The 20920-nt window shown below is 38.1% G+C and carries 18 protein-coding genes and 1 riboswitch; of the genes, 4 read left to right on the forward strand and 14 right to left on the reverse strand.

Annotated features, from left to right (window positions below; all coding sequences use genetic code 11):
• Window positions 1-60: 60 nt before the first annotated feature.
• The 12 genes from V5M36_RS14335 to V5M36_RS14390 all read right to left on the reverse strand — a co-directional run bounded on the left by V5M36_RS14335 (window position 61) and on the right by V5M36_RS14390 (window position 11894).
• Complete coding sequence (locus tag V5M36_RS14335) at window positions 61-900, reverse strand: FHA domain-containing protein (protein ID WP_338560208.1); 840 nt, start codon at window positions 898-900, stop codon at window positions 61-63.
• Window positions 901-976: 76 nt separating this feature from the next.
• Window positions 977-3265 carry a type II secretion system secretin GspD gene (gene gspD, locus V5M36_RS14340; protein WP_338560210.1) on the reverse strand — a complete coding sequence of 763 codons (2289 nt, stop codon included), beginning with the start codon at window positions 3263-3265 and terminating at the stop codon, window positions 977-979.
• A 41-nt stretch (window positions 3266-3306) separates the two neighbouring features.
• Window positions 3307-4161, reverse strand: a complete 855-nt coding sequence (locus V5M36_RS14345; RefSeq protein WP_445206284.1) for a type II secretion system protein N — start codon at window positions 4159-4161, stop codon at window positions 3307-3309.
• Entirely contained in the window at window positions 4154-4903 is a 750-nt protein-coding gene (gspN, locus tag V5M36_RS14350) for a type II secretion system protein N (protein WP_338560214.1), read from the reverse strand. Before gspN ends, V5M36_RS14345 begins: the two co-directional genes overlap by 8 nt.
• A gap of 166 nt (window positions 4904-5069) precedes the next feature.
• Window positions 5070-5393: an H-NS histone family protein gene (locus V5M36_RS14355; protein ID WP_338560216.1), complete on the reverse strand. Its 324-nt coding sequence runs from the start codon at window positions 5391-5393 to the stop codon at window positions 5070-5072.
• Between the two features lie 272 nt (window positions 5394-5665).
• Complete coding sequence (locus V5M36_RS14360) at window positions 5666-6097, reverse strand: acyl-CoA thioesterase (protein ID WP_338560218.1); 432 nt, start codon at window positions 6095-6097, stop codon at window positions 5666-5668.
• Between the two features lie 7 nt (window positions 6098-6104).
• Window positions 6105-7298 (reverse strand): heme biosynthesis protein HemY, encoded by a 1194-nt coding sequence (locus V5M36_RS14365; protein WP_338560220.1) that lies wholly within the window; start codon window positions 7296-7298, stop codon window positions 6105-6107.
• Window positions 7299-7302: 4 nt separating this feature from the next.
• Entirely contained in the window at window positions 7303-8139 is an 837-nt protein-coding gene (locus V5M36_RS14370; RefSeq protein WP_338560222.1) for a hypothetical protein, read from the reverse strand.
• Complete coding sequence (locus V5M36_RS14375; protein ID WP_338560224.1) at window positions 8136-8930, reverse strand: uroporphyrinogen-III synthase; 795 nt, start codon at window positions 8928-8930, stop codon at window positions 8136-8138. Before V5M36_RS14375 ends, V5M36_RS14370 begins: the two co-directional genes overlap by 4 nt.
• Window positions 8930-9853: a hydroxymethylbilane synthase gene (hemC, locus tag V5M36_RS14380; RefSeq protein ID WP_338564250.1), complete on the reverse strand. Its 924-nt coding sequence runs from the start codon at window positions 9851-9853 to the stop codon at window positions 8930-8932. The genes V5M36_RS14375 and hemC overlap by 1 nt, the downstream gene beginning before the upstream one ends.
• A gap of 93 nt (window positions 9854-9946) precedes the next feature.
• Window positions 9947-10684, reverse strand: coding sequence for a LytR/AlgR family response regulator transcription factor (locus V5M36_RS14385; RefSeq protein WP_338560226.1), 738 nt, complete (start codon window positions 10682-10684; stop codon window positions 9947-9949).
• 55 nt (window positions 10685-10739) lie between these two features.
• Entirely contained in the window at window positions 10740-11894 is a 1155-nt protein-coding gene (locus tag V5M36_RS14390) for a sensor histidine kinase (RefSeq protein WP_338560228.1), read from the reverse strand.
• Here V5M36_RS14390 and argH point away from each other — a divergent pair.
• Window positions 11885-13315 carry an argininosuccinate lyase gene (argH, locus tag V5M36_RS14395; RefSeq protein ID WP_338560230.1) on the forward strand — a complete coding sequence of 477 codons (1431 nt, stop codon included), beginning with the start codon at window positions 11885-11887 and terminating at the stop codon, window positions 13313-13315. The two genes, V5M36_RS14390 and argH, sit on opposite strands and share 10 nt — an antisense overlap.
• A 13-nt stretch (window positions 13316-13328) precedes the next feature.
• Complete coding sequence (locus V5M36_RS14400; RefSeq protein ID WP_338560233.1) at window positions 13329-13601, forward strand: oxidative damage protection protein; 273 nt, start codon at window positions 13329-13331, stop codon at window positions 13599-13601.
• Between the two features lie 955 nt (window positions 13602-14556).
• Here V5M36_RS14400 and phoU read toward each other — a convergent pair.
• Window positions 14557-15288, reverse strand: coding sequence for a phosphate signaling complex protein PhoU (phoU, locus tag V5M36_RS14405; RefSeq protein ID WP_338560236.1), 732 nt, complete (start codon window positions 15286-15288; stop codon window positions 14557-14559).
• 93 nt (window positions 15289-15381) lie between these two features.
• Window positions 15382-16722, reverse strand: coding sequence for a multidrug efflux outer membrane protein AbuO (locus tag V5M36_RS14410; RefSeq protein WP_338560238.1), 1341 nt, complete (start codon window positions 16720-16722; stop codon window positions 15382-15384).
• 334 nt (window positions 16723-17056) lie between these two features.
• Between V5M36_RS14410 and V5M36_RS14415 the strand changes: the two genes are divergently transcribed.
• Both V5M36_RS14415 and thiC read left to right on the forward strand, forming a co-directional pair.
• Complete coding sequence (locus tag V5M36_RS14415) at window positions 17057-18061, forward strand: hypothetical protein (protein WP_338560241.1); 1005 nt, start codon at window positions 17057-17059, stop codon at window positions 18059-18061.
• A gap of 714 nt (window positions 18062-18775) precedes the next feature.
• Window positions 18776-18898: riboswitch (TPP riboswitch) on the forward strand.
• A gap of 86 nt (window positions 18899-18984) precedes the next feature.
• Window positions 18985-20877 carry a phosphomethylpyrimidine synthase ThiC gene (gene thiC, locus V5M36_RS14420; RefSeq protein ID WP_338560243.1) on the forward strand — a complete coding sequence of 631 codons (1893 nt, stop codon included), beginning with the start codon at window positions 18985-18987 and terminating at the stop codon, window positions 20875-20877.
• The last annotated feature ends 43 nt before the right edge of the window (window positions 20878-20920 follow it).

Below are 20920 nucleotides of genomic sequence, written 5' to 3' on the forward strand. Positions count from 1 at the left end.
TTATCCTTAAAACATAAAAGGCATGCGATTGCATGCCTTAACCACATGATTTTGCAAATCTTAATTTAAAAGATACCAAGCAAGGAGTGCCACGACAATAAGTACAATTAATGCCATCAAGCCAACTGAAGCATTCTTTTGTGTTTCTTCCTCTTTAGTCGAGCAATGTTCAGGCACATCAAAATTTACTGAATCTTTTACCACAGGTGTGACATTACTCAGGTCCACACCTTCTGGTAGTGGCGCTGGCTTAGGAATACCTATGCCTTGTGGCATACCATCACGATCCAATGAAACAGAAGCATCACGCTCTTTTAGATCCAAAATCCCCTGATCCACCATTGTTTGAGACGGGGTTTTTTCAGGTGCTGTTTCTAAAGACACTGACTGAGATTGCGCTGATTCTGAAGTTGCGATTGCTTCAGCAGGCTGTTGAATCACTTCGTCAGCAACTTTCACAGGCTCAACCAAACTGTCTTTTTGTTCGTCAAGTTGAGCATTTGACTGAATATCAGGCTCTGCAGCCAACGTCACAGCTTGCGTTTTTTCATCGTTTACATTCGATTGAACTGGCTCAGCGACTATAGACTTTGCAGCACTTAACGGCACTGCTGGCTCTAAAACTGAAAACTTATGCGCAGCAAATTGAACGATATCACCTTGCTTTAATAAAGTTTCATTTTCGATACGCAAATCATTCACAAAAGTACCGTTCGAAGATTTTAAATCTTGAACCCACAGTGCATTATCTTTGAGTAAGAATGCAGCATGACGGCGTGAAATATCTGCAGATTGAATGAGCAAATCAGCATCTTGATGACGCCCAACCAACATGTCACGCTCGATACTAACTTCTTTCCCTGTAAATTCACCTGTAACTGTCTGCAATTTCCAAGTCATAATGCCCTACCCATTACTCAATATTGAATTCCAAATAATCTTAACATGGTCAATGCATATTTCTATGTTCTGACTGTTAAGAAGCTGGTCGAATCGTTGTCGTCGTCACCGTATTTTTTGTTTTTTCAATAGATTCTTTAGGCTCAACTGACTGCTGTTTTAGCTCTGGCTCAATCGCAACAGGTGTTGTAACCGCAGTTCTAGTATTGTCCACTATCGCTGTAGGTACGCGCTGATACTTCGCAGGCTTTTCAGGAGCTTTCACCTTGGAGGTTAAAGGCAATCGAGGCTGATAAACATCTTCTACATTTTCCGGTAACTTAGCAAAACTACCATCTTTATCCATTGCCAATTGCAAACTATAAAGTCGGTCATATTTTTGCTGCGTTAAACGTCTTGAGTTCGGACTATCACCTACAATCGTAGGATGTATAAAGACCAACAAATTTCGTTTTTCTGATGATTTATTATCGCCTCTAAATAAACGTCCAATGCCGGGAATCGAACCTAAACCGGGTACTGAGTTTTGACTATAAATACTATTATCCGCAATCAACCCCCCCAATACGATCGTTTGCCCATGTTCGGCCATCACAGACGTTTTAATCGCTCGCTTGCTGGTCACCAAATCTTGCGCTTGCCCTTTATCTCGAGCTACAGCAGAGACTTCTTGTTCTACCTCTAATCGTATCGTTCCACCTTCACCGACATGCGGGATTACTTTTAAAGTAACACCGACGTCTTTACGCTCAACAGAAGTATAAGGATTAATATTACCCCCTGAAGTCGCTACAGAGCCTGTAACAAAGGGTACATTTTGACCGACAACGATATACGCCTCTTCATTGTCCATCGTCACAATAGACGGCGTAGAAAGCAGATTAGACTTGGTATTGGTTTTCAAAGCCTGAATGAGTGCACCGTATAATTTACGTGAACCATTGGCCCCCTCTTTATAATCACCAATACCAATCACAGATCCAACACCATTGGAGTTGCCTTGCAGTGCCGCACCCAAACCAGCTGTCCCACCAGCCAAATACCCAGCGGCAAGATCAGCGATTCCAGCACCAACATTTGAGAAGTTAATTAAACCAATACCACTGCTGAGATCGCCCATTGCCCACTGCACGCCTAGCTGTTCAGCATCATTCCCTTCTACTTCTATAATTGCAGCTTCAATCAATACCTGCTCACGACGCATATCCAGCTGCTGAATAGCAGACTCGATTTCCCTCATAAGTTGAGGCTCGGCCTTAACCACCAAAGCATTCTGCGAGTTATCTGCAATGATACTGACGCCATTTGAATTAAAGCTTGTAATATTGTTTTGATTATTCTGATTAGAACTCCCCCCGTTTAAATTAATTGCAGGGGTCGAAATACTGGAACTCCCTGTCGTGGAGTTATTGCTAGAATTTGAATTATTAAATGAGCTACTCGAGTTATTAGATGAGTTATTCGAACCAGCGTTGCTACTTGAGTTAACTGCTTGGCCAGTCACTAGACCTTGTAATATTTCTGCCAAACCTTTTGCACTGGCATACTTCAGTTTAAATACTTTCAAGCCACCCAAACGATCAGCTGAAGGCACATCCAGCATTTCAACCATTTGACGAATGCGCTTACGGGTTCCCGTATCACCTTTAATGATAATACGATTGGTGCGAGCATCTGCAATAATCCTCACGCGTGAACCCGACATATCTTTAGATGATCCTGTTGAAGACATAGTTTCCAACAAGGCAATCACTTCTTCAGCTTGGCTCGACTGTAACGTCACAGCCTCAATATCATTTTGCCCTGTACCATCCAAATTTCGAATCAAGGTTTCTAACTGAACAATATTGCTCGCACGATCAGACACAATTAATGCATTCGTCCCTTGAATCGCCGCCAAGTGAGCGAACTGAGGCATCAAAGGTCGTAATGCTGGAATTAAGTCATTCGGATTGGTGTTTTCCAACCAGATAACACGCGTCACCACCTGATCACCACGAACATTTTTAGATGCGTCGTAAGGAACACCTGAGTTTTTTACATTACTATCAGGCACCAAACGAATCGTATTTCCTGAAGGAACAGCCACAACACCGTTGACATTCAATACACCTAAAAATAATTCATAAACTTCATTTTTATTCAGCGCTTTGTTTGAAATGACCGTAACATTACCTCTGACTCGCGGATCGACTGCAAAATTCTTTCCAGTAATATCTGCAACTTCATTAATAAATGCGGTGAGATCAGCATCACGCAGATTGATTTTCCAAGTCTGTGCATGAGCAGACATACTCGCAGCCGCTAAAATAGGTGCTGCCGCGACTAAAGCCCAAAGCGAACGATGCTGATTCAAAAAATCCATAATTTATTATATTTCCTAAATTTGTTGGTCATACTGCGTACTTATAAATCTTGTTGAAAGGTCATCACTTGATCACCTCGTTTCACTTCGATTTTCACTTTTCCAGACTTTTTAGCTTGTTCTAACAGCTGTACGTCTGTTTGTCCTTGACCGACTGCTTGCCCATTGAGAGAAAGAATGCGATCCCCAGCGCGTAAACCCAGTTTATTCCGTAAAGCAGCGGGAGTTTGCTCTGTCACTTCATAACCTTGGCCACTATTGGTATTTACACCTAGATTCTTTAAATATTGTTCACGATCTTCTTGAATTTTATCAATTGCTTGCCCCAATGCATTTTGATTTGAATTTTGTACAGGCGCAACAGAGTTGGAAGAATTATACGTATTCGGTTGAGTTTGAGCAGAGGATGCTGGCAATACGGACTGGTTTAAATTATCAATACCCTTAAAACGCAATTCTCGTTTAGCCCCATTACTCTGACTCAACACCACATGATCCCAGAATACCTCAGAGAGTTGATAAGAACTATTCTCTAAATTCTGCCCCACCATAAAACGATCCGCAACATCATTCACTTTAATCACTGCGGATGAATTTGAATAAGGTGATCCAATCACCACACCCTGTAAAACCAATACTAAATTAGAATCTTCATTTGATGCTGTTGCACCCGCTTCTTGAAAAAGCGAGAAACTTGATATATTCGGAACTTGCGCTTGTTTCGACCCCAAACTTATTTGTTCAGCTTGAATCACTTGGGGTGGTGCAATCACTAACCAAAAAAATGAGGCCAATTTCCAACACAGAACCAAAATCAAAAATAAGAGCACGACTGGTGCCAGACGCTCTGAATGCTCCCAAGAGATATGGCTAAATTTTTCTTTAAGTTTATTCACCAAGCGCTCCATTCATCAAAGGCTGTCTAGAGCTAACCACAAAGGTATCTAATCCTGCTTTCCCATCATAAGAAGGAACATTGAGTAATAGCCGCTGTGTCAATTGGACATCCAACATCAAACTTGAGTCTAAACTTAAATGAGCGATTTTTTGATTCCGTTGATCTTGAATATCAAATTTCAGACGTCCTGCATCATCCGATATCGAACCCACAAGTGATGGCATATTCATTCGCTCTTGTCTTTGCGCGAATTGATAAACTAAAGCACCGCCACCCCATTGCATAGAACCGTCTGCACGACTAAAACCTACATCTGATTTATAATTAAACTGCACATCATTCAGCTGGATTTGATTACTCGGCCACTGCCAATCCACTAGACTTTTCAGCGTCTCAGGAGCAATTTTACCATTCATATTCTTAACTAAAATCTTCTTTCCAAATCCATAACCCAATACTGTATTTAATTGTGTTTGGCCGCTATAAATTTCTAAATTTGCTCCAAGACGGAGTAAAATCAAATCCAATGGTCTTGTTTTCCACGCAACAGAACCACGTAGACTCCCACTCTGCCAATCTGCTTCGCCGTGCCAAATATTTCCACTGACATTTTTAAGCACCTGATTATTTTTATAAAATTTTGAAATAAGCCAAGATGCTGGAATTTGCAATAATATAAAAATGAGAAATGCAATGACAGCTATACCCCACCACACCATTACTTTCGATTTTTTAATCATTCAGCACTTACCATAATTGTCATTTATTATTCCTTAAGAGATGAAAAGCATCTCCAATCGCTATTATGCATATATTTTCAACATCTCCAATTTTCTTATAAAAAAAACCAAGCGATTTCGCTTGGTTTTTTCGATCTTAGATATTTTTGATGACAAAGAGATGAAATTAGATAAGAAAATCTTCTAATTTCGCACCTTTCTCTAATTCAGCAACCAACCAACGTGGTTTTTTTCCACGTCCAGTCCAAGTATCAGCCGTGTTATTTTTGTTGCGATAACGAGGTTCTACAGCCTTACGCGTGGTTTTTTTACGCTTGTGAGAACCATATTCAATAAATTGCTCTAAAGTCATACCTGCAGTTTCAGCAATTTCTAGAATCTGATTATAAGCATCTTCAACAGCTTGCTCTTTCTTTGATTCAATTAATACAGCCGCTTCTGCTGTTAATTTCTTTAACTCTTCAACTGATAGATTACTAATATCCGGCATTACACATACTCCATACATAAAACTGTTTAAAAAATTAAAATAATTATTAGGGAAATACTTAGACATGGAACTAAGCTTTGATGAAACCGCACAAAATACGATTTAAAAACCTCTTTAATTTATCATCTTTAATTTATCAATCGGATTAAATAAAAGAATCGAATAAAAGAAATTCACAAAAGCCATCTAATATATTTTAATTATATCAATTACTGATTACTAGATTATCTTGATATACATAAATCAACAAAAAATAATCTAAGTATTTAGTCTTATATTAACGCTCTATCTACAGTTTTCTCAAGCTGAATAATATTTTCTCGAACAGTTTGTGGAATTAACGCTTTTTTCATATCATTTTTATTCACAAATACAACAACAGCCTCTCCTGCTGCAACAAGACACTGTTGATTATGGCTGTATAAATAATATTCCATTCGCATTGCTGAGTTTCTGAGCTCAACAACACATGCACCTACTTCAAGCGTATCAGGATAAAATACTGGCTTAATATATTTACACTGACTTGATGCAACCACAGTATTAACATCTAATTTTAATATATTAAGCTTTTCAAAATAAGCAATGCGTGCACTTTCCATATAACGGTAATAAATGACGTTGTTTACATGCGCAAAGGCATCCATATCACCCCACGCTACCTTTTGTTCATATATCACTGGATAATTCTTCAAGCTCTGCATAAAAAACTCATATTTTAACTTGTAAAAAATTTACATCATTTTCAAAAATAGCATTCAATTGTTGAATTAAAAAAGCATCACCATTGAGTTTCGATTTTATTCTTAAATAACTCATCATAATATTATCAGGATATAATACGAGCAGTGCTTCTGCTTCTATTTCACGATTTGTTTCCATATAAATATACCAAAGTGAAAAAGCAAAAACTGGCAAACTTGGATACTTATTTTCTAATTGTTTAATCTGCTCTTCAATTTCAAAATAATCTGGGTTTTGTTTTAATAACTGTTGCTGAAACCAAAGGAAAAAAACCTCCTGATCAAAGTTTTCTTCCAAAAGCTCTAATGCCAGTCCACGATGATATTCAGCCATTTCAGGTATGCGTGATAATATTTTTAACCAGAGTTTTCGAACATCATATTCCGCAATATGAATTTGTGCTTGTTGATTCTGATAGCGTTGAATCAATAACTGCCATTCATCAGTAGAGGCATCATCAAACTCAATTAATAATTTTGATAACCAATTCGTTTTAGCTTTTGTTTCTAAATGTCCAAATTGAGTTGAGTGTAAATATAGCCATGGGAATTGCACCGCAAACATGCCCCATAACTTATTTAATTTTTGATAATAAATATCCTTCAGCTCTGCCAACCATGGAGAAAGCTCATGACCATGTAAAAACTCTAAATGCGTAAGTGCCTGTTGCCCATCTTGTTTTTTTAAAAAAATTTCAATGCGCTGAAGTTCAGCCAATTCAAAAGCATCCGCGGGACTGGTTTGCAATTGCTTTAATGCCTCATCTAAATGCTCATTCATATACAAAACACGAGCATCCACCACTTGCTTTAATAATCCTGAAGACTCAAAAACAGGCTCTAAATAAGCCTGCTGCTCAGCGGCACCATCAAGCACCCAGAGCACTCCTAGCTTTTCAAAAATATGCAAACCATTAAAATTAACCACTTGCTGAATTTTTCTTTTTTCACGGTTGAAATAACGCTTAAGGAGTTTCCAGGAAACTTGAAAAACTAATCCAAACAGTAAAAATGTAAAACTGACAAACCAAACATTGGTTTGAATTTGCACACCACGCCAAAGGGCATAAACATATCCGACACCATTGTCATAGCTGAGTACGCTGAGTATGGCTAAAAGCAGTAATGCAATAAAACTATAAACTAAAAAAATGGGCTTCATCGCACTACTCCAAAATTGCGGCAGTGTTTAATTTTAGGATAGGCTGCATCTGAACTTGCTGCAAAGTTTGAACTTTTTTCTTGAGTTGTTGGCTATTCTGGTCTGGCAAAGTATTTAATTCGCTAACAATTAACTTTAATATTTTTTGATATTCTAAAAATTGTCCTCTGAGCAAAGACTGCTGAGCGGATAATAGTCGCAACTGCACTTCTTTTAAAATCAGTTTACGATTGATTAGCGCTGTTGATTGCCGATCTACAAAATCAACCTTGAACCATTTTTGCCAAAAAGAATCCGTCGTATTTGAATATACTTTTAAATCTACATTATTTTCTTCTTCATTTAATTGTTGTTCAATCTGTACCAATAAACCATTCAATTGTTCTATTTTTACATTTCGAGCTAATACATAACCCTGAATTGCCTTACGGTCTTGCTCAACTGCTTGATGCAATGCATTCTTCAATGTTTCAGCAATATCATAAGCTTCTACATTAAAATCAAATTGATTTAACTGTTCTAAAGCATATACATATTGTTGTTGCTCTAAAGCAAACTGTACCAATTTAAGTTGTTGTTTCAATAACTGACTTGGATTTAATAAAGAATGATCACCCGCTTTTTGATCTGGAGAAATACTCTTCGAGTGACTTGTATTGTCTGGAATTGCTGTCCGCTGTAATCCAATTAACTGATCGTTTAAACTGGCATTCCTCTGCTCGGCCTGATGTAAATCTGTCTTAATATCTACAAGCTGATTCGATATCAAATAATTGTCATAACTTAATTTTGCGAGCCATAACACGACGAATACAATCAACAGATATAAAAATTTCTTCATAATGTTTTTCGCCAATGATGAATACTTTTAAGAATTGTTTGAGGATTTAAATCTACCAACTGGCTGACAGCATAATCTTGTTTTAGTTTTGCTTTATCGTGAACGAGTAATTGATATAAGCGCTCACCCAATACTAAATAATGGCATTTAGAGAGTAATTCAGGAGCATGCCGACAAAGCATAAGCCAATTTTTCCAACTGGCTTCACTACTGATACACACCCAATAAGGCACTTGCTTGAGTCTCTCTTTCTCAATCAAATATGCTGATATTTCTGGAAATTTCTGGATCGTTTGTTCAGGACAATAACGCTCATATAGAACGAAATTTAAGATGCTGATGTCTTTCGACTGCAACTCTTGCATCATAAACTGACGACCGCCCTCACCCCGCCAAAAAGCAATATTTTCAATCCCATTCAATGTATTGAAAATAGATAAACTCAGCATCCCTTCGGAGGTTTCAACTTCAGGTATTGCACTTTCCACACCATATTGCGCCAACGCAGCAGCAGTCGTTTTCCCTACCGCAACCCATTGAATATGTCTTAAAGCACAGATATCCAATCCCGCAAGCTGTAAATATCGCATTCCAATATCAACAGCTGTTGGACTCACAACCACGATCATACTTGCATCGGGAAGTGCTTGATAATTGAGTCTTAAGGTCTCATCAAAAGGTTTCGCTCGAAGCGCTAAAACAGGCAATTCAATGACATTAAAATCTGCTTGCTCCAAGCATTGTGTCAGTGCTTTGGCGCGATCGGGTGGACGCGTATTAATAAAAATCATTAATGCTCATAAAGTGCTTTAAGTAACTCACCAGCACCCTGCGCTAATAATTTTTTACCCAGCTCTTCACCCAAGACTTCAGCTTGATCAATAGATCCTCTGACTTGATCAACCAGCAAAGTCGAACCATCAACACTTCCTACTCGCCCCTCAAGAACCAATTCAGCACCCTGAAGAGTCGCGAATCCAGCGATCGGCACTTGGCAACCGCCTTCTAGATATGCATTAAAAGCACGTTCAGCACGCACACAAGCATTTGAGTCAGCATGCATTAGAGGTAAAATCAAAGACAAGACATTTTGATCATTACTGCGACACTCTAAACCAAGCGCACCCTGCCCAACTGCGGGCAAACTCACTTCTGCGGTTAATGTATGTCGAATACGTTCATGCAGACCTAATCTTTTTAGGCCAGCACTTGCCAAAATAATGGCATCATATTGCCCCGCATCCAATTTTGATAATCGCGTACCCACATTTCCGCGTAGATCAATAACATCTAAATCTGGGCGTTGTTTCAAAATTTGGCTTTTTCGACGTAAGCTAGATGTTCCTAATTTTGCGCCCCGTGGTAAATCTTCAAACTTAACATACGTATTTGAAACAAAAGCATCAAATGGGTCTTCTCGCTCACAAATCACTGCAAGCTCTAAACCTTCAGGCAGTTGCATAGGTACATCTTTCATAGAATGCACTGCAAGGTCTGCACGACCGTCCAACAGAGCCGCTTCTAATTCTTTTACAAACAGTCCTTTACCACCAATTTTAGCTAAAGGCGTATCCAGAATTTTGTCACCCTGAGTTACAAACGTAACCAACTCAACCTTTAATCCAGGATGTAGAGATTCCAATCGTTCACGAATATGCTCAGCTTGCCAAAGAGCAAGCGGGCTCTGACGTGTTGCAATTTTTAAGGTGTTCATCATTTTAGTACTGCCAAGCATTAAACACCCTAAACTTACCCTGCTATCCTAAAAATGCAAGTAAATTATTTTGATGATCAGAATTTTTCCAGCTTAGAAGTTCTGCATGCGCTCACGCAGCATTGGCAAATGACGACGACTCACCGCTAATTTTTCATTGAGTTCTCGACAACGAACTTGATATTGTCCAGACGCAACTAACTCTAAACCATCTAAATAATCTAAAGAAATAAGTGCATTACGATGAATCCGAATAAATTTATTGGCAAATTCTTGCTCTAAATCTTTCAAGGTTTCATCAATCAATACGCTGCCGTTTTTATGCCTTACTGTGACATATTTTTGATCTGCTAAAAAATAGTAAATATTTTCTATCGGAATCAACTCTAAACCACGGTAAGTTTTTGCAGCAATTTGCTGTCTTTGTGCTTTCTCTTCCATACGTTCTTTTTGTTCTAAGTTAGACAGTTGCGCTTGTGTAAAGCGGGTTAAATTTTCTAATACGTTTTCTAATTCTTCTTTAGCGATGGGTTTAAGTAAATATCCCTTCGCTTGAGATTGGATTGCAGTTAATGCATGCTCATCATACGCTGTACAGAATATCACAGCAGGCATTGGATTCATGGCAGTTAAATAACGTGCACATGTTAAGCCATCCATTTCTGGCATCTTAATATCAAGCAATACCACATCAGGTTCATACTGTTGTACATAATCAATTGCTTGCTGTCCATGCTCTGCAGTAGCGACGACCTGATGGCCCAATTGAGTCACCATTCGAGATAACCTTTCGACCGCAAGAGGTTCATCATCGCAGATTAAGATATCCATCTTCTCTCCTTGCCTAAGCTAACCTCAATTATTTTAATATGTTAACTTAATATTTTTATTTATATTGGTATTGAATGAAGGTCGTAAAAATTCCACTTCCTGCATGAGTGCGAAACTGCACGGCGTAACCAAAATGTGCTTTCAATCTCTGTTTTACATTTTCTAATGCGATACCATTGCTATCCCTCCGCCCCATTCTATCCTGTATATAGGGGTTAGTAATGACTATAGTGACTTGATTTTGCAATATTTCAACCAGTATAGCGATCTTTGCACCTGTGTGATTTGGCTCAATACCGTAAAAAATACTATTTTCGAGTAAAGGTTGCAAAGTTAAAAGTGGAATGCTCACGTTTACCAATTGCTCAGGATGTTGAATATTCCACTCTACATTGAGTCTCGAACCCAAACGGACACTCTCTATGGCTAGATAATGTTTGCAAAGTTGAATCTCTTCTTTAAGCGTAACCAGTTTAAGCTCCTGAAAACTCGCTCTAAAAAGACGTGAAAGATCGATCAACATTTGTTCAGCACGATCAGGATCACTGCCGATCAAACTCACCACACTATTTAAACTATTAAATAAAAAGTGTGGATGAATCCTTGCTTGCATCGCTTGAATACGCGCATTAAGTTCACTCTTTTGTTGCTTCAACCACTCACCACGCGTATAGATATAACGCATTCCAAACGCGCCAAGTAAGACCGCATAACCCAAGTGTAGAAACACCTCATCAAACACAATCTGCAACGATAAATTTTGTAAGGAAAAATTACTCCCCCAGTAAAATAATATATTCAGACTGCAGGTCGTGATCAAAACAATCAATTGTAAAAGCAAAAAACCAGCAATCATCGCGACAAATGCGTTTAATCTTTGCCAAAAATTACGTACAACATCTAATACAGCGATAAAAACCAGCATCGTCCAATTAATATACAGCATATGGATAATGACGTTCTGTAAATCTAAGGCAGACCAAGCTCCAACCTCGGCGAGTGACAACAATAGCGATAGAAATATACTTGCGATAAATAATTCTACTAAGTATTGCCATTGCCAGATACGGATAAAAAAATCGGAGTGCATAGGTTGCTTTTGGGTTTTTAGATAAGTTTCCTCATTCAACTCTTCGGCAAGCGAGGCTGAATTTGCTATACTCTTGGCAAAATTACTGCCTTTAATTTTATTGAGCCGACATGACCACATCTTCTAATTCCTCAAATCCGTCACAAACTCAAACCTCAGGTATGTGGGGCGGTCGCTTTTCTGAAGCAACAGATGCTTTTGTTGCTGAATTTACAGCATCTGTTCAATTTGACCAACGCTTTTATAAACAAGATATTGCAGGTTCGATTGCACATGCAACTATGCTCGCAAAAGTAGGTGTTTTAACCACTCAAGAACGTGATGATATTATTAATGGTTTAAACAGCATCAAGACTGAAATTGAAGCTGGTCAATTTGAGTGGCGTATTGATTTAGAAGATGTGCATATGAACATTGAGTCACGCTTGACTCAGCGTATTGGTATTACAGGTAAAAAACTTCATACAGGTCGCAGTCGAAATGATCAAGTAGCAACCGATATTCGTCTTTATGTGCGTGATGAAATCGATGCCATTTTACAGTTACTCGAAAAATTACAAAAAGGGATTCTGGGTTTAGCCGCTAAAAACACCCAGACAATTATGCCAGGTTTCACGCATTTACAAACAGCTCAGCCTGTGACTTTTGGCCATCATTTAATGGCATGGTTTGAAATGTTAGTGCGTGACTCTGAACGTTTAATTGACTGTCGTAAACGTGTTAACCGCTTACCTTTAGGATCAGCTGCACTTGCAGGCACAACTTATCCAATTGAACGTGAATACACAGCAGAATTACTTGGTTTTGAAGGTGTTTGTGAAAACTCTCTCGATGCAGTATCTGATCGTGATTTCGGTATTGAGTTTAATGCTGCTGCCTCTTTAATCATGATGCACTTATCACGTATGTCAGAAGAAATGATTCTTTGGGCATCTGCTCAATTTAAATTCGTTAATATTCCAGATCGTTTCTGTACGGGCTCTTCAATTATGCCCCAAAAGAAAAATCCTGACGTGCCTGAACTTATTCGTGGTAAAACCGGCCGTGTTTATGGTGATCTCATCAGTCTATTAACACTCATGAAAGGTCAACCGTTGGCGTATAACAAAGACAACCAAGAAGACAAAGAACCATTGTTTGATGCGATTGATACTGTCCGTGGTTCACTCATGGCATTCGCAGATATGATTCCTGCACTTGTGCCCAATATTGAAATCATGCGTGAAGCAGCTCTTCGTGGATTCTCTACAGCGACTGACCTTGCAGATTACTTAGTGAAAAATGGCGTTGCATTCCGTGATGCACATGAGATTGTCGGTAAAGCTGTTGCGCTTGGCGTTCAGGAAGGCAAGGACTTGTCTGAATTAACCTTAGAGCAACTTCAACAATTCTCAGATTTAATCCAAGCCGATGTATTTGAAAAAGCATTGACGCTTGAAGCTTCGGTCAATGCACGTAATCATATTGGTGGTACTGCACCTGCGCAAGTGGAAGCTGCCATTGAACGTGCTCACATTCGCCTTGAAAAACTTTACGCTTAAAAGGATTAAATAGATGTCTAGACAAGTATTTTGCCGTAAATATCAGACTGAAATGGAAGGTTTGGACTTTGCCCCATTTCCAGGTACAAAGGGTCAAGAGTTTTTTGACAATGTGTCTAAACAAGCGTGGCAAGAATGGTTAAAACACCAAACGACGTTAATCAATGAAAAACGCTTAAACGTGTTTGAACCCGATGCGAAAAAATTTTTAGAAGAGCAACGTGAAAAATTCTTCACCAATGACGCTACTTTAGAAAAAGCTGAAGGCCTAAAGCCTGAATTGTAATATGAGCTATGAGGGCGTGATACAAAGGTGTAAAACGCCCACACCTCTCACACACCATTGCTCAACTCAAAGAAAAGAGCATGTTCGTTGGTTTCTACATTTGTGAGAGTAGTTCGAGCATTAGAAATCTTTCATCAATCAAAAAAATCATTAAGCGGTAATGAATTCATATGCAAAATTCTTCCGTCCTTTGGGAGAAGACTTGAATGAGGGATTACTGATGGTGAACTTGTTATGTAAGAAATGACTTATGAAAGTAGTCTATTAAAAAGAGTCTTTACGCAAGGCTCTTTTTTAATTTCTAGATACTTTTCTAGATACTTCTCATAATAAATATCTCTACTAGGTTAAGATTAAAAGCGAATATGTAGGTAAGCACATATTAATGCGTTTTTTAAAACGATATTTTTCACTTGAAATCTCATTTTTTGCTTTATCCAATAAAAATTGCTTAAAATATTTCTATATTTAGATGGCGATAAATACACCAATTTCAGACTCAAATAATTCGTATATTTTTTAAATTAATACTTATAAATCAAAAACAATTTTTTAATTTACACTAAATAACAGTAATTACACAGAGTGACACAATTCTGTTGGTGAATATTACATTCTTTTATATTATATTAATTACATCACAAATGATTGCGTTAATGCTTAATCTAACACAATTGATAATATCTTACTGATTACTCAGTTTTCCTTCCTAGATTTCCCCCAAAATCTAGGAATTTTTTTGTCTTTTCCACTCTCATCCTCATCAAATATTTTTTTCCGATTCAAATCACTTTGCATTTAAATCATGTTTTGCGAACCTCTGCGCTGAAAATATTCATGATTTCTCATTCAGAAATGCAAAATAGCATCATGCATTATAAAATTGCGATTAGTAAAATGATCGTGCTAAAAAAAGCTCCCATTTAATCGGAGCTTTTATTAGTTGAGTCGAGTATTAGTGATTACTCGTGCCTTGTACTTTTTCTTCAATCTCTTCAACACTGGTGTGACGTACATCAAAACCTTTTGCCATATAAATCACTTGCTCTGAAATATTTCGAGCATGATCACCAATACGCTCCAAAGCACGTAATACCCACATCACATTCAACACACGTGATATATGGCGAGGATCTTCGATCATATAGGTCATTAGCGTTCGTGTTGCAGACTGATATTCACGATCAATATCAGCATCTGCAAGCAATACTCTAAGCGCTTGTTCTGCATCTACTCGTGCAAAAGCATCTAAAGCATCATGAATCATGACTCGAACTTGATTACCAATATGCCGTGTCTCCATATAACCTCGTGGAGACTCGCCTTCTTCACATAAATTTTGTGCAATACGTGCAATTTTAGCCGCTTCATCACCAATTCGCTCAAGGTCTGTATTTGCTTTACTCATCGCAATCACCATACGTAAGTCGCTGGCAGCAGGATGACGGCGCACCAAGATAAGCGTTAAACCTTCATCTATTTCACGCTCATAGCGATTGACCGTATTGTCTAGAAACTGCACATCGACTGCTAAATCCGCATTGGTGTCTAAAAGTGCATGAACCGCATTTGCCACTTGCTGTTCAACCAAACCACCCATGGTCATAAATTTCGTATGAACATCCTGTAAATCTTCATTAAATTGTGAAGAAATATGATGGCTTAACACAGGGTTATTTGAGCTCAAAATTGAGATACTCCACAATTAATGCGATATATTTTTCCGATATTAAATCATAGTCATGATGAACCTTTGATGACAGATTTAAACTTAAAAATATTATTTATAGATCAGCCAAGCATTCATTCGTTCTAACTCTTGTTCATCTAACTGCCCAACTGAAGCCTTTAATCTCAGTACATTCAACACATAATCGTATTGCGCATTGACAAATTCTTGTTGCGTCGAAAATGAATTACGTTGCGCCAATAATACATCAACCATATTCTTTAGACCTTCATCATATTGGGCTTTTGAAGCTTGAGCAACCAAAGCTGATGATTCCATTGCCGCTTTTCGTGCTTGAATGCTGGCTTGATCTGTTTCTACCTGTAAAAAAGATTTCTTTACATCAGTATTGGCTTTACGAATGGCTGCATCAAGCTGGGAATCTGACTTCTTCAGATTTACCGTGGCTTTTTGAATACTTTTTTGAGTACGTCCACCTGTATATATATTCCAATTCATCTCGACGCCCACTTGATCAAACTGACCATCCCCTGACACTAAGGTTTTTGGGCTTTGTTGATTTTGCCCGTAGGTTGCAACAGCATCAATTTGTGGGTAAAGAGCCGCCTGTTCAACTCTACGTTGATCATTGGCATATTGTTGTTGAATCTTGGCTTGCAAGATATCTAAGTTTTGACTTTGTGCCAGTTTATTCCAATCACTCAGTGAATTTGGAATCGGTTTTTGATATTGAAAGTCATCACGTAACACAGCAAGCTTATCATTGTAAGGGCCTATCAATTGCGCCAATTGCTCTTGTGCAAGAATAAGCTGTACACCCGTTGCAATACGATTCGCACGCGCATTTTCATATTGTGCATTGGCTTCACTCACATCACTTTTTGCAACCAAGCCCTCTCGCAATTTAGCATTCATCATGTTTAATTGTTCAAGCAATGCTTTTTCTTCCTGCGCAATAGTCAGGGTTAACGCTTGTTGTCTAAGTACGTTAAAATAAGTTTCGGCGACATTTAAGATATGTTGTTGCTTCTGTAGTTTCAGTGTGACTTCGCTCAATTGAACCGAGGTTTTCACTTGCTTATAGCCTTGCCATGCATCCAGACGAAAGAGCGGTTGACGTGCTGTAATTGCGATTTGTTTGGTCGTTGAGGTTTCCGCGATTAAGTCAGCAGAATTGAATCCCACATTTGGACCTGAACTTTTACCCACATCTTGATTCTTACGCGCCACACTGCCAGAAATAGTCACTGTAGGTAAAAGATTCCCTATTGCCAAACCTAAATTCAATTGATCTGCTTGATATTGGTATAAATTGGCTTGCCAGTTTGGATCAGTCGTTTTAGCTCGCTCATATGCTTCAATTAAATTTAAAGCAAAGCTCATCGGACTCAGAATAAATAAACTTGCGGCAAATAAGGTCTTTTTTATCATTTCGGTTCGCCCAAGCATTTAAATAATGGTGTAAATAAGCAAATTTTAAAACGGTAGCTTACTTTTTTCGTATGTTTTTTATTATTTTGAATTGAATTCAATTTTCACACTCTTCTAAATTAGTCAGACTAGGGTCTATAGATCCATTCATTGTATTTAATTAACTCTAATTTGCGAATGAAATACAAATTATTTCATTCGTTTATACAAAAATAAGTGAGAATTAGCTACTCCTGAATATCGCACTCTTTTTATTTAATTTGACGGTACAATGAATCTTACGAATTTATCTTACAAAGCTTGTACAACTTTCATCATTGTGATCATGTGTAACATGCTCATTGCTTGTCAAAAGCCGCTGCCTGAAGAAATACGTATCGAGACAAAAAAAATAGAAGAGCAACAGAGTACTACGCCAGATTTAAATTTAATTTGCAAGCGTTTACAGGATGAAATGAAATCGATTTCGTCACAACGTACCACCTTTGCCTTACAACAAATTAATCAAGATATTCGACTCTGTTTGCCACTCATGTCCTTCAATGAACAAAAAGAGTTAATGCATCTAGCAGATCAAATGTATGTACAATTTCTAAAAATAGATCGGACCCCAGAACAACAAAAAGCATTTGATTTATATGCTCACGACGAATCTCAATACCCAACGATTCAACAAAGCCATTTTGAAAAACTACATATTCGTGATCAGTATCTATTACGCCATAAAGGTCAAGCGTATATTGATTTTGTCGACACTTCCCACAATAAATCTAGTTATAAGCGCAATGCTTACTATCTCGCAAAAGTATTTGCACCCTATTTCCCTGAAGCAGAAAAAAACTTCATGCAAATAATGGCATTACATAACCAAACTCCAGTATTTAAAAAGAATAGTATTCTCATCACACCTGAAGAAATTAGCTCACGTGCCCAAATGTGGGAAAATTATATTAAGAATTACCCAGACTCTAGTTTCAAAAATGATGCGCACTATCTCCTACAGGTCTATACCAGCTTGTTGTTTGTCGGTTTAAAGGATTCTCCTGTCTCATCCCATTTTGATAGTCTTGATGATATTCAAATCTCTAATCTGAATGAAATCGAACGGTTATCTCATAATAAAAATAGCCGTTTAGCGGACCAAGCCAGATTATTTTTAGACTACATCGGCATGACACCAAGGCAAAGACAGGCTGCTCTTTCAGAACAATCAAATGCAGCCATAAGCCATGACCCTACCGAGCAAATCAAACACTACTTAAATTTAAAAAGTTTTAATTTTAGTCAGCCACAGAAGCGTGATTGTTTTAGTGATGCAATTTGTTATGACAATGACTAATGATTTATTTTTAAATTTTTTGGGATATTTATCTCAGATGAATAAATGCTTAATATTTTTAAATTGCTCAACATTTAATAAAATGGTTTGATATTTTTAAAACAGCATACTCATGATTTTGTATGAGCAATCGTCAAAACAGCATTACCAAAGCTTAAACAACATGTTCTTCTATTCAATATTTCTTTTTGTACTCAATATCTCTTTTATTAGCCAACTATAAATCAACAACTCTGCTCGCACTAAACATCTCTTCTTACCGCAACCAAATAAAATACTTATCGTATAAAACAAGCATGATATTCAAATTTCTACATTAAACATTAAACATTGACCAATAGACTTCTTTCAAAAATCATTATTCATAAAACAGACTCATCATGAGCATTCCCTCCCTAACCTTGTACCAAAGGGAGAAAGAATGTTTACGTATAAATTTATGGCCACTCAATGATCATTTTTCGACTTATGAAAGAGATCTAATGATCAGATTTTCTAATTTTCTTCATTTCTAAATTTGCCATCTTTCAACTTAAACAAACCTGTCTTAAATAAAACTTTAGCGCTCTTCTGAAAACAGCTCATCACGCCTAACAAGGCGTAAATATCTACTCAGATGAAATGCCATTTCTTATTCATTACACCTTTTTGGTGCAGGTATTTTATATCGCTCAAACGTTCAGCTTTAAGCAACTATCTGTGTTAAAATCCAGCAATCGCTTGACGGAGCGCGAGTAATCGCTCGCTGAGATCATCTAAATGTGAAGACATTTGAAGATGAGTACCGTTGAACCTGATCAGGTTAATACCTGCGTAGGAATCAAGCCATCTAAAAACCAAGTCCTCTTTTATCTTCTTTGATAAAATGCCCTCGTTTTTGGTCGTGCTTGATTCGTTGATGTCATTTCATAAGGATCATTGCAATGAACCAATTAACGAATCTCACTGCTGATGTATCAGCTCAACATGAACAAGATGCGAAAGATCTCACTCGAATTCTTCCTGCCTCTCAGAAAGTTTATATTCAAGGTTCACGTCCCGACATCCAAGTTCCAATGCGTGAAATTGTATTGTCAGACACCCCAACATCTTTAGGTGGTGAAACCAATGTGCCGATCATGGTCTATGACACTTCAGGTGTTTATACCGATCCAAATATTAAGATCGATTTAAATAAAGGCCTCCCTTCCGTTCGTGAAACATGGATCGAATCTCGTAACGACACCGAAGTTTTAGATACATTAAGTTCACAGTTTGGCCGTGATCGACTTCGCGATATTCGCACTGCCGATATTCGATTTGCGCATATTCAAAAGCCCCGCCGGGCAAAACACAATCATAATGTGACGCAGATGCATTATGCAAAAAAAGGCATCATCACTCCTGAAATGGAATACATTGCAATCCGCGAAAATCAACGCCAACACGATACTGTGGATATGCGCCAACATCCTGGGCAAAATTTTGGTGCGCATAATCTCATGGAAATTACTCCTGAATTTGTGCGTAAAGAAGTCGCCGAAGGTCGTGCCATCATCCCAGCAAATATTAATCATCCTGAAATTGAACCGATGATTATTGGACGTAATTTCTTGGTAAAAATTAATGCCAATATTGGGAACTCAGCCTTGGGTTCAAGTATTGATGAAGAAGTCGCTAAAATGACGTGGGCCACACGTTGGGGGGCTGACACCATCATGGATTTATCTACCGGTAAAAATATTCATGAGACCCGTGAATGGATTATTCGAAACTCACCTGTGCCGATTGGAACTGTACCTATTTATCAAGCACTAGAAAAAGTCGATGGCGTTGCTGAGGATCTCACTTGGGAAATTTTCAAAGACACTTTAATTGAACAGGCTGAACAGGGTGTCGACTATTTCACCATTCATGCTGGTGTACTTTTAAGATATGTTCCTATGACTGCAAACCGTCTCACAGGTATTGTGTCACGCGGTGGTTCAATCATGGCTCAGTGGTGTTTAGCGCATCATGAAGAGAATTTTCTCTATACACATTTTGATGATATTTGTGAAATCATGAAAACTTATGATGTTTCATTTAGTTTAGGTGATGGTCTACGTCCAGGGTGTATTCAAGATGCCAATGATGAAGCACAATTTTCAGAACTTCGCACTTTAGGTGAGCTTACTCATCGTGCCTGGGAACACGATGTTCAAGTGATGATCGAGGGACCGGGTCACGTCCCGATGCATATGATCAAAGAAAATATGGATCTGCAATTAGAAGTGTGCAAAGAAGCGCCATTTTATACCTTAGGCCCTCTCACCACAGATATTGCACCAGGTTATGACCATATCACTTCAGCCATTGGAGCTGCGATGATTGGCTGGTATGGAACAGCCATGCTGTGTTATGTCACACCGAAAGAACATTTGGGTTTACCCAATAAAAAAGACGTTAAGGATGGGATCATTACTTATAAGATTGCAGCTCATGCTGCAGACTTGGCCAAAGGACATCCTGGCGCACAAGTCCGCGACAATGCTTTATCCAAAGCACGATTTGAGTTTCGATGGGAAGATCAATTTAACTTGAGCTTGGATCCAGATACTGCACGTTCTATGCATGATGAAACCATGCCTAAAGAGGCGCACAAATCAGCACATTTTTGTTCAATGTGTGGTCCAAAATTTTGCTCGATGAAAATTACGCAAAATGTGCGTGAATATGCGCAAAAAAATAAATCTGCGACCTCGCAAATAATGACAAATCAAGATGTTGAATTAGGTCTCAATGCAATGAAAGCAGAATTTCATCTCCATGGACAAAAGTTGTATCAGAAGCTGTAATTAGACAAAAAAATTGTTGTCTTTCTACATTTCTAAGTTAGGA

The organism is Acinetobacter sp. KS-LM10 (assembly GCF_036896575.1).
Lineage (GTDB): Bacteria > Pseudomonadota > Gammaproteobacteria > Pseudomonadales > Moraxellaceae > Acinetobacter > Acinetobacter avistercoris.